The organism is Bacillus mycoides (genome assembly GCF_000832605.1).
GTDB classification, from domain to species: Bacteria; Bacillota; Bacilli; order Bacillales; family Bacillaceae_G; genus Bacillus_A; species Bacillus_A mycoides.
Genome location: NZ_CP009692.1, coordinates 4,094,709 through 4,110,710, shown reverse-complemented (window position 1 = coordinate 4,110,710; position 16,002 = coordinate 4,094,709). Strand labels below are relative to the sequence as shown.

At 33.7% G+C, this 16,002-nt stretch carries 20 protein-coding genes; 13 read left to right on the top strand and 7 right to left on the bottom strand.

Annotated features, from left to right (window positions below; translation table 11 throughout):
* Positions 1-3: 3 nt before the first annotated feature.
* From BG05_RS30120 to BG05_RS22800, 5 genes are all read right to left on the bottom strand, one after another.
* Entirely contained in the window at positions 4-363 is a 360-nt protein-coding gene (locus BG05_RS30120; protein WP_002126648.1) for a hypothetical protein, read from the bottom strand.
* 14 nt (positions 364-377) lie between these two features.
* Complete coding sequence (locus BG05_RS22815) at positions 378-968, bottom strand: dienelactone hydrolase family protein (protein WP_002126652.1); 591 nt, start codon at positions 966-968, stop codon at positions 378-380.
* Between the two features lie 2 nt (positions 969-970).
* A complete protein-coding gene (locus BG05_RS22810) occupies positions 971-1,306 on the bottom strand; it encodes an antibiotic biosynthesis monooxygenase family protein (RefSeq protein ID WP_002126653.1) in 336 nt (111 codons plus the stop codon).
* Between the two features lie 192 nt (positions 1,307-1,498).
* The gene (locus tag BG05_RS22805) at positions 1,499-1,678 is read right to left on the bottom strand and encodes an H-type small acid-soluble spore protein (protein WP_001025736.1); all 180 of its coding nucleotides are present in this window, start codon (positions 1,676-1,678) and stop codon (positions 1,499-1,501) included.
* Positions 1,679-1,744: 66 nt separating this feature from the next.
* Positions 1,745-2,959: a helix-turn-helix domain-containing protein gene (locus BG05_RS22800; protein WP_002126655.1), complete on the bottom strand. Its 1,215-nt coding sequence runs from the start codon at positions 2,957-2,959 to the stop codon at positions 1,745-1,747.
* Between the two features lie 117 nt (positions 2,960-3,076).
* Here BG05_RS22800 and BG05_RS22795 point away from each other — a divergent pair, with 117 nt between their 5' ends.
* A complete protein-coding gene (locus BG05_RS22795) occupies positions 3,077-4,345 on the top strand; it encodes an MFS transporter (protein WP_003188458.1) in 1,269 nt (422 codons plus the stop codon).
* 109 nt (positions 4,346-4,454) lie between these two features.
* Positions 4,455-4,979, top strand: coding sequence for an outer membrane protein assembly factor BamD (locus BG05_RS22790; protein ID WP_002086429.1), 525 nt, complete (start codon positions 4,455-4,457; stop codon positions 4,977-4,979).
* 40 nt (positions 4,980-5,019) lie between these two features.
* Here the strand turns inward: BG05_RS22790 and BG05_RS22785 are convergent, their stop codons facing one another.
* Positions 5,020-5,913 (bottom strand): LysR family transcriptional regulator, encoded by an 894-nt coding sequence (locus BG05_RS22785; RefSeq protein WP_002126660.1) that lies wholly within the window; start codon positions 5,911-5,913, stop codon positions 5,020-5,022.
* Between the two features lie 161 nt (positions 5,914-6,074).
* Between BG05_RS22785 and BG05_RS22780 the strand changes: the two genes are divergently transcribed.
* From BG05_RS22780 to BG05_RS22760, 5 genes are read left to right on the top strand one after another with little or no spacing between them, the layout of a single operon-like run.
* Positions 6,075-7,067 (top strand): ABC transporter ATP-binding protein, encoded by a 993-nt coding sequence (locus BG05_RS22780; protein ID WP_002141170.1) that lies wholly within the window; start codon positions 6,075-6,077, stop codon positions 7,065-7,067.
* Positions 7,045-8,070, top strand: coding sequence for an ABC transporter substrate-binding protein (locus BG05_RS22775; RefSeq protein ID WP_033733857.1), 1,026 nt, complete (start codon positions 7,045-7,047; stop codon positions 8,068-8,070). Before BG05_RS22780 ends, BG05_RS22775 begins: the two co-directional genes overlap by 23 nt.
* 12 nt (positions 8,071-8,082) lie before the next feature.
* Complete coding sequence (locus BG05_RS22770; protein WP_003188467.1) at positions 8,083-9,753, top strand: ABC transporter permease; 1,671 nt, start codon at positions 8,083-8,085, stop codon at positions 9,751-9,753.
* A complete protein-coding gene (locus BG05_RS22765) occupies positions 9,750-11,012 on the top strand; it encodes an MBL fold metallo-hydrolase (RefSeq protein ID WP_016126747.1) in 1,263 nt (420 codons plus the stop codon). The genes BG05_RS22770 and BG05_RS22765 overlap by 4 nt, the downstream gene beginning before the upstream one ends.
* Before the next feature lie 20 nt (positions 11,013-11,032).
* Positions 11,033-11,866 (top strand): hypothetical protein, encoded by an 834-nt coding sequence (locus BG05_RS22760; RefSeq protein ID WP_002126669.1) that lies wholly within the window; start codon positions 11,033-11,035, stop codon positions 11,864-11,866.
* A 53-nt stretch (positions 11,867-11,919) separates the two neighbouring features.
* Here BG05_RS22760 and BG05_RS22755 read toward each other — a convergent pair whose 3' ends face one another.
* Positions 11,920-12,342, bottom strand: a complete 423-nt coding sequence (locus BG05_RS22755) for a YfmQ family protein (RefSeq protein WP_002011948.1) — start codon at positions 12,340-12,342, stop codon at positions 11,920-11,922.
* A gap of 131 nt (positions 12,343-12,473) precedes the next feature.
* Here BG05_RS22755 and BG05_RS30115 point away from each other — a divergent pair, with 131 nt between their 5' ends.
* The 6 genes from BG05_RS30115 (at position 12,474) to BG05_RS22730 (ending at position 15,966) form a co-directional block, all read left to right on the top strand.
* Positions 12,474-12,590, top strand: coding sequence for a hypothetical protein (locus tag BG05_RS30115; RefSeq protein ID WP_002031004.1), 117 nt, complete (start codon positions 12,474-12,476; stop codon positions 12,588-12,590).
* Between the two features lie 65 nt (positions 12,591-12,655).
* Positions 12,656-12,817: a hypothetical protein gene (locus tag BG05_RS22750; protein ID WP_003188472.1), complete on the top strand. Its 162-nt coding sequence runs from the start codon at positions 12,656-12,658 to the stop codon at positions 12,815-12,817.
* A 161-nt stretch (positions 12,818-12,978) separates the two neighbouring features.
* A complete protein-coding gene (locus BG05_RS22745; RefSeq protein ID WP_002086416.1) occupies positions 12,979-13,614 on the top strand; it encodes a cupin domain-containing protein in 636 nt (211 codons plus the stop codon).
* Between the two features lie 100 nt (positions 13,615-13,714).
* A complete protein-coding gene (locus tag BG05_RS22740) occupies positions 13,715-14,806 on the top strand; it encodes a serine hydrolase (protein WP_002086414.1) in 1,092 nt (363 codons plus the stop codon).
* 123 nt (positions 14,807-14,929) lie between these two features.
* The gene (locus BG05_RS22735) at positions 14,930-15,505 is read left to right on the top strand and encodes a histidine phosphatase family protein (RefSeq protein WP_002030998.1); all 576 of its coding nucleotides are present in this window, start codon (positions 14,930-14,932) and stop codon (positions 15,503-15,505) included.
* An 89-nt stretch (positions 15,506-15,594) separates the two neighbouring features.
* Positions 15,595-15,966: a hypothetical protein gene (locus BG05_RS22730; RefSeq protein WP_000461762.1), complete on the top strand. Its 372-nt coding sequence runs from the start codon at positions 15,595-15,597 to the stop codon at positions 15,964-15,966.
* The last annotated feature ends 36 nt before the right edge of the window (positions 15,967-16,002 follow it).

Here is a 16,002-nt window from a genome sequence, read left to right as displayed (position 1 = left end):
TTTTTACATTCCTGAAAGAACTAACAACAATAATCCAAATAGAAAACTAATAGAAGAAAGGAAACCGATAGATATGGAAAAAATACGATTGTTCTTCCATTCGCGTGCGAAAACGATAAATCCTAAAACGCAAAGGAAAAACCAAATAGGTAGAAATATAAATCGACTAACTTTCTCAGGTAGTAATGAATAAAAATTTGTTAAATATAATATCCAATTCGTAAAAAATAGAGCACATACGATGAATGATTGTAAGTATGGTCGGTTTAGAAAATTTCCTTTTTTAACCGTCATAAAAATGAGAGCTAATGCTGAAATGAAGGGAATTATTAGGAATATGAGTAAAAGTAATGTAAGTGACATATAAAACTCCTTTATCATATTGTTTGCGTAAGAAACGAATCTATTAGGTTGTATGCTTGCTTTGTAGAGTGCTCGTTATATTTTTCAGTGTACGGATTTAAAAATCCATGTTCACCGTGTAGTTGATTTATTTCTAATAAAGGATTATTTTGTTGCTGCAATGTTTGGATTAAAGAGGATACTGAAAAACTAGCTTCTTGTTTAGGGAAAATAAGTAATGTAGCACATGTAGGTTTAATGTGAACATAGTCACGTATACGGGAACCGTAACATCCAATGATAAAATCTATTTTTGGATTGTTACTACAGAGCCAAGCGATGGTAGCCCCAACACTAAAGCCGATAAGTCCTATATGCGTGTAACTATTGGAAAGGCAAGTAATGAATTCTTCAATTTGCTCTTTTCCATTATCAAATCCAATGTGGTTCATAAAATGTTGATATGCTTTTTCCTCATCACTATAATGAAATACATTTTGTAATTGTAGAAGGTTAGGACAAAATACATCTATATGAGATGTAGTGAAGTGGTCTATAACATGATGCATATGATCATTCACACCGTATATTTCATGAACAACAACGAGAGCTAGTTTTTTCTTCATAGTTACAATGTACCTCTCTGAAACTTATATTCTTTCTCAACAAGGCAGATGCGCAGGTGGAAATTTTCATACCATTGCTCACGGCCTCTTTTTTTCGCTTCTTTATGTAAGGCGTTCCTTTTCCAATTTTCAATTGCTTCAAGTGACTCCCAATAAGAAATTGTAATTCCGAGTCCCGAATTATCACGTGCACTTTCGACACCTAAAAATCCAGGTTGCTGTTTCGCAAGTTCCTCCATTTTTTCGGCAACGGTACTATAGTCTGTTGTATCATTCGATAGATTAGAAGTGAATATAACCGCGTAATAAGGGCTAGTTTTTTGTGGATTAGTTCCCATTATCTTTCCTCCTTAACATATATGGTACGAATGTTCAGTTCATAGTTTGTATTGTAGCACGTAATAACAAGAACAGAAGCAGGAAGCTTCTGTTCTTGTTCAGGTGCTGAAAAACAGGGGTGAGAAGGAATATACAAATTAAGTGATACAAAGTAAGAAAAATGCCACTTCAAAAAAAAGAAGTGGCATTTTTTATATTTCCTCTAAGCTATTAACTGGAACCGTTAATTCGCGTTTTGGATTTGTTACTTCATATATGCGGGCGGTTTCGTTGCTTTCATCGACGTGTTGAATCATAACAGGCATGCCTTGAAAACTGACATTGGCTTCTTCAGATGACTCGGAAAGCTCTTTTGCGCGTTGTATATTCATTTATATTCCTCCCATCATTATTATCTTTGCAAAAAAGGAGGAATAATATACCATTTCGAGACATTTTTAAAGTTTTTGTATTATTTGTAATGTTTCTTTAATAAAAGAAGAAAAGATGGAATCCGGGTAGGATTGTATCTTTTGAGCGGCTTCTGTAGCTTCCTTCAGAGCCCTTTTTTTATCGTTAAGTTTTACATAACAAAGGGCACGATATGCACCTGCTGTTGTAAGCCACGCTTGATCAAGTGGATGGTTCATATAATCCGGCATGATATCACGTTGCAATGCTTGTAAAGCTTCCTCGTAACGTTTCAATCCGTATAAAGCTTTTCCTTTTTCAAGATAATACAATCCGTCGTCTTGAAAAAGTGGCTCATCTTTTAGTTTCTCTCGAAATTGTTCTAGATGTTTTAATGCGATTGTATATTCATTAGTAATCGTGTTGTAGTAGTAAGCTTTTAAAATATCAATAATCGCAATGGATAGAGTATCTTCTGTAAAAATGGCAAATTGCTCAGATTTTTTTATGTAATATAAATATTGTTCTTTATCAGCTGTAATGACTTTTTGGTAAGATAAAATCCGATAAAATTCGTCTGTTTTAAAATATACTTGATGCTTTTTTGAAAACTCGAGTGCCTCTAATATTGTTTTTTCACATGTTTCATAATCGCCGCATGCTAGTAAAATGATGGCTTCATATAAACATAACTCGATATGTATAATGAGATCCATTTCTAAATGTTTCTCCTCATAATCATTTCTAATACTAGCTATAAGTTGTAAACATTCACCATACTTTTTACGTGTGAATATCGTAAAGGATAATTTTAATTTTGTTTCCGTACTGTCCCGGTATAACGTATATTTTTCAAAAATAGAAGTAGCCTTTTCAACGTAATATTCAATGTTGTAATCTTTCATAATCGCCGCAGCTGTTACAAATTGTTTATATAAACGAGCGGTATTTAAAGTAGAAGGTAGCTCTTTTTGAACGATAGGTAGTAAAGTCTCATATACTTCATCACATTTATTTGCCTTTATTAGTTGTTCCATTTGTTGAATGATTTCTACAATTTCTACATCATCTTCTTCTAGTAAAAAACTCGTTTCGCATCCAAGTTTTTCAGCGATGTATTGTAATGTTTTCATGGAAGGTGTAGCTTTTCCATTTTCAATTTGACTTAACATACTTTTTGTCAGTTCTGAACCTGCTAATTCAGTTTGAGTAAGCTTTTTTTCTTTTCGTAACGTTTTAATTTTCTCGCCGAGAGTAGCCATCATATGCTCCTTTATAATCAAAAAGTTAAATATAATTAAACTTTTCGTTGTAAAAATTGGAAAGTTTTATATATAATAAGTTTAACACAATTTAACTTTTAAAGGGAGAGTGTCATAATGGGGGATGTAAGTATAGGTCAAAATGATTGGAAAATGAAGATTGCAACGAGAAATATTATTTTAATGATGATTGGAAAAATGACGTCCTTGTTAGGGGCGGGTATTTATACGTTTGCAATGGGATTATACGTATTAAAGACAACTGGTTCAGGAATGGGGTTTGCAACTACTCTTATTTGCGGATCAATACCAAGAATGATCTGTGGCCCAATTGCAGGTGCTGTAGCTGACCGTGTGAACCGAAGATGGCTTGTAATTGGCACTGATTTATTAAGTAGCTTAACAATGCTTATCATGTTTATTCTTGCTACTATATTTGGACCATCACTTCTGTTTATTTATGTATCAGCGGCATTATTATCAATTTGTGCAAGTTTTTATTCTGTTTCATTAACTTCGTCTATTCCTAATTTAGTAGATGAGGAGCGTATTCAAAAAGCGAGTGCTTTAAATCAGACGGCATCATCTTTATCGAATATTTTAGCGCCGATTATTGGAGGAGTTGTATTTGGTTTCTTTTCAATCAAAACATTTTTCCTGTTAAATAGTATTACATTCTTTTTAGCAGTTATTGTACAATTATTCATCGTATTTGATTTATATAAAAAAGAATTGGTCGAAAGTAAAGAGCATTTCTTGACGAGTATAAAAGAAGGTTTTTCATATGTGAAACGACAGCATGAAATATATGGTTTAATGAAAATTGCAGTAGGGGTAAACTTTTTTGCGAGTGCACTTTTCGTTTCGCTTCCATATATTATTATTAAAAATTTGCATTTATCCTCGAAGCAACTCGGTGTTGTAGAGGGAATGTTAGCAGTCGGGATGCTAATTGGTGCAATTGTTTTATCAGTACGTAAAGAAGTGAATAATCCGTTTCGCTCTGTTTATATTGGACTGTTTTTATTTGCGGGCTTGAGTTTATGCACAGTCTTTCCGTTGTTAGTTATCATTCCGAAAGTAGCAAGTTTTATTTACTATATCACTTTTATGATTTTAACCGGTATATCAATGATGGTTGTAAATATCCCGATGCAAGTACATATGCAAAAGACGACAGATCCAAACTATTTAGGACGTGTATTCGGTCTACTTGAAACAATTTCTACTGCAATCGCACCGCTTGGAATGATTGTATATGGATTATTATTAGATATGTTACCGACTAGCATTGTTATGATGACATTAGGTGGAGGATTATTGTTAGTTGTATTAGTTGGAGTAAAGCAGCATATGGCGAAAAAACAAGTGGATGTATCGGTTTAAAAGAAAATTTTAACAATATAAAAATGACCATATTAGTATTTTAGTTTTTGAAACTCCTTTTCATGTATGTTACAGTAAAGTGAGCAGGCAAAGAAAAGGAGAAAACATCATGAGAAAATTAAGTTTTGTAATGCTTTTTCTGTTAGTCGTAATGACTGGATGTAGTAATTATGACACGTATATTGAAACAGGTATGCAATCATTGAAAAATGAAAAATATAGTGATGCGATTATGTGGTTTGAAAAAGCGGAAAAAGAGAAATCAGGAAATGAAGCGAAGGCATATAAAGAAGTCGCTCAGTTACTAGATCGCGGTGCGACAGCATTAAAAGACGGTAAGTATTTAGAAACGAAAGATATTGCAAATGAAGTGTTACAAAAGAAAAAAGATGATGCACTTGAAAAAGCTGTGACATCAAATGCAGAGAATATGCTTCAAAAAGCAAAAGATGTGGAAGAGAAAGTAAATGAAAGAGTAGCGAAACGAAAAAAGGTAAATGAAGAAGGAATCGATAAATTAATTAAAGCTGTTGATAGTATAGATGATGTAAAAGAAAAAGAGAAAAAAGTTTCAGAAGCATTAGATAAGGCTGAAGAGGCACAAGCAAAAATTGAGGATAAGAAAAACAAATAGAGTTATAGTTTAAAAGGCTGTCGTGTATAACGACAGCCTTTTAATTTTTTTCTGCAAAAGAAGTAATACTATGTAGTAAAAAAGAAATTATTTTAGAATTCCATCTGTCCTCATGATGAATGGTATAAATATTACGCTGAAATTCAAAATCAGGGATCGGTATATAGCATAGCTCATTTCGTTGTACTTCTTGCTCAATAGCAAGTTTTGAAATAAAGGCAACCCCATTACCATATTTTAAAATTTGTTTCATCGTTTCTAATGAATCTAGTTCAATTTCTGATTGGAATGTAATGTTATGTGCTAACGTCCATTGTGTAAGTAAATCTCTCGTTGTAGATGGGTTACGATGCAATAATATACGTTCTTTTTCGATATCTTGTAATGATACATTTGTTCTTTTAGAAAGATGATGTTCTTTGGAAAAGGCAAGAACAAGTGTATCAGGCATTACATTCATTTGTTTTAGAAGTGGTTCGTCAAACGGTGCCGCAGAAATTACCCCGAGATCAATTTCATGATTTTGTAGCATCGTTCGAATTTCAGGAGCTGTTTTTACTATGAGTGTTATTTTTATATTTGGAAATTCGCATTGAAATTGGTGAACAACTTCTGGTAAAAGATAAGTCGCGGGTACATAACTAGCACCAATTGTTATAGCGCCTTTATTAAAATCTTTAAACTCTTGTGTGACCCGCCTAGCTTCTTTCATAAGTGCATCTATTTTACAAGCATAATGATGCAATGCCTCGCCAGCTTCTGTTAAGAAATACCTTCCGGAACGTAATTCAAATAAAGGCACACCAAGTTCCTCTTCTAAGCTTTTTATGTGAAACGTAATAGTAGGTTGTTTAACGCCAAGTTTTTCTGCAACAATAGTAAGCTTTTTGTATTTCTTAATAAGCACTACAATTTCTAATTTTAAGAGATTCATGATAAGTTGGCCCCTTTTTCTTCTAACTATAGAAAAAATCTATAGAAATAAATAGTTTATTAGAGATTTTTTAATTTAATCTTTACAGTACATTAACATTCAGTATAAAACTTCCAGATAGAATGAAAGCAGGTTAAGAATGAGGGGAGAGAGGTGAAACGATGGATATTAAAATTCATGGATTAGAAAAGGCATTTGGGAAAACACAGGCGTTAAAGCCGTTACAGATTGTAATGAAAAAAGGGGAATTCACCACACTTTTAGGACCTTCAGGATGCGGGAAAACGACTTTACTTAGAATGATTGCAGGGCTTGAGGAACCGGATAAAGGTGAAATATATTTTGGAGATAAGTGCATGTATTCTTCTGCTAAAAAGATAAAAACATCTCCTCATGAGCGGAATATCGGCATGGTATTTCAAGATTTTGCTTTATGGCCGCACATGACTGTATTTGAAAATGTTGCATTTGGTTTAAGGGCTACAAAGCAAACGAATCACTTAAGAGAAAAGGTAGAAGATGCGATAAAGCGAGTTCGTTTGCAAGGTATGGAGAAAAGATATCCGCATGAACTCTCAGGTGGACAGCAGCAACGTGTCGCATTTGCTAGAGCAATTGTAACGAAACCTCATTTTATTTTGTTCGATGAACCGTTAAGTGCACTCGATGCAATTTTGCGAGAAGAAATGCGATTAGAACTTATGGACATCGTTCATTCAATTGGTTTAACGGCATTGTATGTAACACATGATCAAACAGAAGCTATGTCAATGTCAGACCAAATTATTGTCATGAAGCAGGGTGAAGTATTACAAAAAGGAACACCAGAAGACATTTATGTGAAACCGTCTCATGAATTTGTTGCAAAATTTGTTGGTAAGGCAAATTGGCTTGTAGAGGGGAAAAAAATGATTCGTCCAGAGCATGTGAGCTGGACAAAAAATGACTTGTGCGAAATGTATACAGGTGAAGTTCAGCACGTTACATATGTAGGAGAACGTTATGAAGTGAAAGTAAACATGGGGACACTCGGTGTATGGACAGCTTATCACAATAGTAAGCTAAGCGTTGGTAAACCGGTATCGTTATATGTACCAAAAAAATGTATTCATCATATAGGGGGAGAATCGTATGAAGAAATTCAGTTCGCTTAAGTCTTTATTTGTATGTACTTTACTATTTTCTGCTGTAGTAACAGGTTGTAGCTCAAAGACAGGCAGTGTAGATGCAAAAAATAAAAACGCTAATGAAAAGAAAATTGTTGTATATAGTGCAGGACCAAAAGGATTAGCAGAAAAAATTCAAAAGGACTTTGAAAAGAAAACAGGGATAAAAGTAGAAATGTTTCAAGGAACAACAGGTAAGATTTTAGCAAGAATGGAGGCTGAAAAGAAAAATCCAGTCGTTGACGTTGTCGTACTTGCTTCTTTACCAGCGATGGAAGGATTAAAAAAAGATGGGCAAACGTTAGCTTATAAAGGAGCAAAACAAGCTGATAAGCTTCGTTCTGAATGGTCGGATGATAAAGGACATTATTTTGGATATAGTGCTTCAGCATTAGGAATTGTGTATAACACAAAAAATGTGAAGACAGCACCTGAAGATTGGAGCGATATAACGAAAGGAGAATGGAAAGGGAAAGTGAATCTTCCAGATCCAGCACTTTCAGGTTTAGCTTTAGACTTTGTAACAGGATATGTGAAAAAGAATGGACAAGATGGATGGAATTTATTTGAACAGCTTAAGAAAAATGAAGTTACAGTAGCTGGGGCAAACCAAGAAGCGTTAGACCCAGTTGTAACAGGTGCGAAAGATATGGTAATTGCGGGTGTTGACTATATGACGTACAGTGCAAAAGCAAAGGGTGAACCGGTTGATATCGTATATCCAAAAAGCGGAACAGTCATTAGTCCACGTGCAGCAGGCATTATGAAGGATAGTAAAAATGTAGAAGGTGCAAAAGAGTTTATTGATTATTTATTATCAGATGATGTGCAAAAACAAGTTTCTAAAGCGTATTTGTTGCCCGGTAGAAAAGATATAAAAGCTGAAAATAGACCGAATGTAGAAGAGATTCCAGTATTAAATATTGATTGGAAAACAGTTGAGAAAGAACAAGATGAAATAGCAAAACAATTTAAGAAAGTATTTCAATAAGATGGTGATTACATGGTAAATCGATTCGTAACAGTAAGACAAGTTGGAATGACAGTAGCGTTGTTACTTGTGGCGATGTTAATCGTCATTCCGATTTTTCTCATTTTATTTTCTAGTGTATATGAAAATAGCAGTTGGAATTTTTTAAAGCCTTTTGAAGTCATGCAGAGTGGTGGATTAGCTGGAATTTTTCTAAATTCGATGCTTCTAGGTGTACTCGTTGTAATAGGAGCTACAATATTTGCGTTTCCATTGGCGTTCATTATGAGCAAAACAGATGTAGGAAAGTATAGTAAGTTAGATATTGTTTTTATGATCCCATTTATGACCCCGCCCTATATCGGATCGATGGGCTGGATTTTGTTCATGCAACCTAACGGTTATTTTGAACAATTTTTTCCGGCTTTAAAGCCGATTTCATCATCGTTTTTTAGTTTAGGCGGTATGGTTTTAATTATGAGTCTGCATTTATTCCCATTCCTTTACTTCATGTTGAAAAACACGTTACTTCAGATTGGGAGTAGTAAAGAAGAAGCTGCAGCAGTTCATGGTGGAAGTTTTTTCTATCGTTTAAGAAAAATAATACTACCGTTATTGTTATCAAGTTATGTAATGGGCGCTTTACTCATTTTCGTAAAGACGATTGCTGAATTTGGAACACCAGCTACATTCGGACGTAGAATAGGATTCCATGTGTTAACATCTGAGATTCATAAATTTATCTCTAGTTGGCCGATTGATTTTGGCAGTGCCACAGCATTATCTTCTTTATTACTTAGTGCGTGTATGCTCATTTGGTATATGCAAAATGTATTGAATCGAAAGTATACATATGCAATGGTTAGTGGAAAAGGTGTGAAATCTAAAAGGTATACTTTGTCTATATTTGCGCGCGTTATAGCATGGGTTTATGTAATTGGCTTACTAATAGTAGCAATTGGAATCCCATACTTTTCTATACTTATTGCTTCTTTGTCGAAGTTAAGAGGCGGTGGCTTACATTTTAATAACTTTACAACAAGCCATTATGAAGCATTATTTACAATTGGTTCTCCGGGATTAGAAGCTTTATGGAACAGTTTTCTTTTTTCACTCGTAACGGCGATTGTTGCTGTAATTATTGGCGTATTTTTGGCGCTTATGATTCGAAAGGGGAAAAAGTCCTCTGAAAAATGGCTTGATATGTGCGGCATGTTACCGAATATGGTACCAGGAATAGTGATGGTTGTAGGGCTTATTTTATTTTGGAATTCACCCTATATGCCTATGTCAATTTACAATACACCAGTCATGGTTATCGTAACGTATGTTGTTCTCTTTTTACCTTATACGGTGCAGTATGTAAAAGCATCGCTCGGACAAATTGATGATTCTCTTGTACAGGCAGGAAGTATTTTTTCCGGGAATTATATTTATATTTTTAGAAAAATAATATTGCCGCTTATTATTCCAGGAATTCTTGCTGGATGGGCGATGACATTTACGATTTCGATAAGAGAGTTAGTAGCATCGCTTCTCGTACTACCTCCATCAGTAGAAACGTCAGCAACGTTTATTTTTGCTCAATTTGAACAAGGAGAAGTATCTATAGGAATGGCAATGGCTGTTGTTTCTGTTGGGCTTACAACAATGTGCTTATTACTTCTGCAACATATGGAGCAAAAACGAAAAGGGGTAGCATGATGAGGATGGAAGTATGGGGAGGAGCGGGAGAATACGGTCGTTCCTGCTATTTTGTAAAAAATAAAGAGACAAAAATAGTATTTGATTGTGGTATTAATCGATCATATGAGGATAGTTATCCCAAAATAGAAAGAGAAGTTGTTCCGTTTTTGGATGCAGTATTTTTATCACATATTCATGAAGACCATACGATGGGTTTACCTTTATTGACGAAGTATGGATATAAGAAAAAAATTTGGACGACTCGTTATACGAAGGAGCAACTTCCAGCTTATTTTGAAAAATGGGGAAACTACAATCTTTCAAAAGGGTGGAATTTACCTTATAACGATCAAAATATTAAAGATTTAAATTATGTATGTATTGATGAGATTAGTAATCCAAATGAATGGATACAGATTACACCGACGTTGAGGTTTCAATGGGGGTATAGTGGGCATGTATTAGGAGCTGTTTGGTTTTTAGTGGATATGTGTAATACATACGTATTTTATTCTGGTGATTATTCAGCAGAATCTAATATACTACGAGCTAATTTACCTGAAAATTTGCGAAGCGATATAAAAATTGCAATTGTAGATGCCGCTTATCACACTGATGATGTTTCACAAAAGGAACGAGTAGACGAATTATGTGCAGAAATTGAACGAGTTGCTCAAAATAAAGGAACAGTATTACTACCACTGCCCTCACTTGGTAGGGCGCAAGATATAGTATTTTATTTATATGAACGATATAAAGAACTTCCAATTATAGTAGATAAAGAAATTTTGGCTGGATTTGAAGAGATGTTCATATATAAAGATTGGTTAAAAAATAAAGAAAAACTTGAACGGGTTGTGGAGGTTTTAAAAAGAAACATAATAGTTATGGATAATGACATTTGTATGCAAAATAGTTACGGAATAGTTGTAATGAGTGATGCGAATATGCAAACGAAACGAGCACAGTTGTATTATGAACAACTTCGGCATGAAGAACGAAATTCGATTATCTTTACTGGACATATTGCTAAAGGAAGTTTTGCAGAAAAAGTTTTGAAGGAACGTGTAGGTAAAGAATGTAGGGTGAAGCGAGTTCCATATAAAGTTCATCAAAGTATAAGTGACGTTAAGGAAATGTTAAATACACTATTACCAGAACATACGGTGTTAGTACATGCTTTGAAAGAGGATACGGATCGATTACAACAAAAGCTAAGCACAGCAGGATATGAAAATGTGTATTCACTTGCAATGGAATGTGTAGAAGTCATATAAAATGTAAAGGAGATTGGTATATGAAAAAAGTATTTGTATTCGTAAGTATTTTCTTTTGTTGTTTCCTTTATAACGTTAAGGAAGGTTTTGCTGCTAGTTCAATGAAACCTAGCTTTGAAGTGAAGTTATTATTAAAGCCAGAACAAGTATTAGGTTATAACAAAGAGATGAAGCAAGAGGTACTAGAATATTTTCAGGCTGGTACAAATTATGAAAGAATACAGGTGCAATTTTTAGATACGGCAAATAAAAATTTAAGTAATGAAGGTTGGTTTGCGAGAATTCGAAAGAAAGAATTTAGTAAAGATTTTGAGCTAACATATAAAAAAAGATATCCTACTCAAAATGGTGTAATTCAAGAAGCACTAGAAGTGGCTAAAAAGGATGGATTTGATAGTAAAACTGATAATTATGAGGCGGAAATAGATTGGGGATTTGAGAAGAAAACGTTAAGTATTTCAAATAAGAAAAGTTACAGTGCTAAAGGATATGGAGTACTTGATTTACCAAACGAACGAGTTGCTCAAAACATGTTAATAGAAAAGTTGCCAGGGAAAATGAACAAATGGTTGTATACGAATTGGGGAGAAGAAATGCTCAAGAATTCTCGTATTTATGGTCCTGTATTAATGAAACGGTATACAGGTGAATTTGAAAATATAAAAACGAATATTGAAATTTGGCCATTAAGTAATACCGGGAAGATAGAAGATGACTTCGTAATAGAAGTGTCGTTTAAAACAAATGAGGAAAGTATCGCGACAAAACAAAGAGAATTATTAATGGCGAGTATAGAGAAAAAAGGATGGTTGTTACCGAAAGATAGTTTGAAGACAGAGCTTATTTTTCAGTAAATAGGAAAGAAGGAATCTATGTGCCATGGATTCCTTCTTCTAATATATGAGCATTAAGCTAAATCAGCTGACACGAACATATCATTATTTTGAAGGTTTTTAGAGCGTAAACTATAAGCAACTACCTTCTTTTTATGTTGTTTTACTACATCAACATGCTCTTCATGACTATAAATATAAAATGTAAAATCTTTTTTGCCACGTTTTGCATTGATAATTAAAGGAGTGCCTTCATTGTGTGGTGGTGCATAATAGCGATCTAAAAATAATCCTTCGTTAAAATCATGAATAATTTTGGATTTCTTTTCGCCTTCTAAGTTATTTCCATTGATTGTAACAGTCACATTCTCTTCTTCAAGTTGTGGATGTGTTTCGTACTTGCTAATAATGGATTCAATAGCAGAGTTAGGAAGGCTAGAAACAATAATTTTAAATGCTCCAAATACAACTAACATTACAATAAACCAAGTCGTCATAGTATTTCATCCCCTTTATCCCACAGTAACGGTCCGTAAAATCCTGGTTGGTGCGGGCTAATAATCAGTGTGGGATAGATACCCCGTACTGACTAAAATTTCACTTTATCCTATTTAACAATATAACTCATGTGGCAATAGTACATATGGTGAAGTTTTGTATAATTTGTGAAAAATATTCCATTTTTATGAACGAAATATTAGAAAAATCAATTTTGTTACAAAAAGTTGAAATCGAAGTATTTTAAAAGAAAAAGGTTTATAATAAAAATATAACTAATAACAACATTACTAATTATAAGGAAGTGTAACTATGAGTACTGTAACAATCGTATATGGTATTATTCTTTCTACAATTATTGTTTTATTTATTGTCGGGGTATCGCGTTATATTCATAAGTGGAAAGAAGGAGTTGCGAAATTAATTCACATTGAAGAAGAACTTAGTGATTTAATGTTACATCATGGTAAGTAAAAAGTTTATTTTTTAACTAAATAATGTGAAAAAAATCACAAAACATGCTCTCATCATGAAGGCATGTTTTTTTGTTATGTTGTTAATAGGCACATTTATAAAATTTCCCCATACGATACAGTGTAAAATCAGAAATGTTCGGAGCGGGAAAGAGGGATTGAATGAGTAATTCAGGTTATGTTACAGATAATAAAAATTTAAAGAAAAGCTCAGGAACGCCAAACCTTTTCTTTGATTCGAGAAAAAATGTCTTTTTTAAAAGAGATGAGAAAAACGTTGCATATGAAGTTACCTCAACGCAGTTACCTGCGATGATAGGAGGGGCGTTTGTTGATTTGTTTATGACAAAAGGGCATATGCGGGAACCACATTGGCATCCGAATGCGTGGGAATTAGATGTTGTTGTATCAGGAGAAGCAGTTACATCCATTTTAAATCCCGAAACGAATCAATTGCAAAATTATCATGTGAAAGCGGGGCAAACTGTCTTTATTCCAATGGGATGGTGGCATTGGATTACAGCGGTAACAGAGGAAGTACAATTACATTTGTTCTTTAATAACGATCAGTTTGAAACAGCGGAGGGATCAGACATACTTAGATTAACACCGCCAGAAGTATTTCAAGCTGCATACGGTGTAAGTGCAGAAAAATTAGGAAAGGACCTTTCGCCAATTAAGGAGTCAGTTGTAATTGGTCCTCCTAACTCAAATCGACTAAATAGAGTTAAAGAAAGTGACGACTCAAATATAGTTGTTACGTTAAATGGACAAATAACATCATGTGAAATAGAGTAACTCTTTCTTTTTTTAGGAAGAGTTACTCTGTTTTGTATAATTTTGTATTTTTATTCGTTATAATTATTATATAGAAGGGAATTTATAGAGGGGGCATATTGTGAACATATTAAAGATTATAGGAATTGTTGCAGGAGTCATTGTAGTAGCTGTTATAGCTTTCTTTGTTATTATGAAGTACTATTTGTCAAAAGAAGATCCTGATTACGTATTAAACTACATAAAAGAACATAAAGGTGATGAAACATGTTCATTACTTATTAGAAAAAACGGTGAAGTAGTAACATCTGTAAATGAAAATAAAAAATTACCATTAGCAAGTACGGCAAAAATCGTAATAGCAGTTGAATTTGCTAAGCAAGTGTCAGAAGGAAAAATAAGTCGAGATGAACAAATTTCATTGCAGGATTTAGAAAAATATTATGTTAAAAACACTGATGGTGGAGCGCATCCTGACTGGTTAGAAGATTCAAAAGTGAGAGAGTTAGTGCAAAATGGACAGATTGCTTTAGAAGAAGTGGCTAAAGGGATGATTCATTATAGTTCTAATGCGAATACAACATATTTGTTAGATAAGCTTGGAATAGAAAGAGTAAATGATAGTTTAAAAGAGTTAGAACTTACTAGTCATGACAAGTTCTCTTCGTATACTGCTTCATTATATATGAGAGGGTATGTAGAAAAAGAGCTTAATGAGCCAGAAAATCAATCGTTAGAAATGATACGTAACATGTCTAATGATGAATATAATAAACACGTGTTACAAATACATGAATGGATGAAAGATGAAAGTGAATGGAAGAAACGTGATATACCATTAAAAATAGATATGGAATTCCAGCGTATTTGGTCAGATCGATTAGTGAGTGCAAATGCTAAAGATTATTTGAGTTTAATGGAAAAGATAAATAGTAGAAATTATTTTCCAAAATCAATGCAAGATGAAATTGATAATGTTTTTAAAGGAACAGTTGAAAATAGTAAGTTGGAATATGCTGGTCAAAAAGGTGGTTCTACCGCATTCGTATTGACAAAAAGTTTGTATACTACAGATAAGAAAGGGAATAAGGTAGAAGTTGTAATTATGTTTAACGATATAGAAGATCAAGTTGCATATCAAAAGCTGAGAAATAATATAGATTATTTTATTCAAGATGCTATAACAGATGAAGAATTCAGAAGGAAGTTATAATGGAATAATTTTATTATGTAAACAAAAGAGCGCTTTTTAAAAGGCGCTCTTTTCTATTCATGATACAGGATTTCCTATTTACTGCATGGAATATAGATTGAAACTAAGAAAGGAAGTTGAATAATGACTACAGTATATTTCGTTCGCCACGCTCACTCTACATATACAAAGGAAGAAAGGGAACGTCCCTTATCTGAAGAAGGAGAGATTGATGCAGGTAATGTAACAAGTTTGTTAAAGGATAAAAACATTGATGTTGTTATTTCTAGCCCGTATAAAAGGGCGATTCAAACCGTGCAAGGAATTGCGAATACATATAATTTATCAATACAACTGGAAGAAGATTTACGGGAAAGGTTATTAAGTAAAGAGCCAGTAACAGATTTTAATGATGCTATTCAGAAGGTATGGGAAGACTGGACTTTTGCATACGAAGGCGGAGAATCAAATGATGTAGCGCAAAGACGCGCTGTAATATGCATGCAAAGTATATTAAAAAAATATAAAGGTAAGAATATTGTAATAGGTACTCATGGGAATATTATGGTATTACTAATGAATTATTTTGATTCGAAATATGGTTTTCAGTTTTGGAAAACCCTTCATATGCCAGATGTGTATAAATTAACTTTTGATAATAATTGTTTCAGTTCTGCTGAAAGAATACAGTCTACAGATTATCAGATAAATAATTTGTAAAAGTTTATCAAAAAAAGAGGAAAGGGAGAAGGTATTGTAGAAGTATGACTTTGTAACATAAAAAATATTGGTTAAAGGAGGCTGTTTACATGTTTGAGAAAGAGAAAGAAGGGCTTATTGAAGTTCACAACGTATATGAAATCGCACCAGCAGATGGAGCAATTATAGGTATGGCAACGGAAGAAGAAATGGAGATTGCTGCTGAACTAGAGTTACAGTACTATGCCCATTCTCGTTTATTAGAAGCAAATATTCAGTTAGACGGTTCCTCCTATAAAGAGTTACTTCAGGAGTTCCAGGAGTACGAAAGAAAATCAATGAACTTTTGGAGAGCAATACATAAACGTTTAGCTGTGCCATGGGCATGGGTACTACGTATTGATGTTGCGAACGGTCCTATATATGTAAGCAATGGGAGTTCGTATTATGAAGAAGTCGATGATGAAGAAGACTATGAATAGATAAGTAAGGAAGCAGCTTTAGTTGCTTCCTTTTTT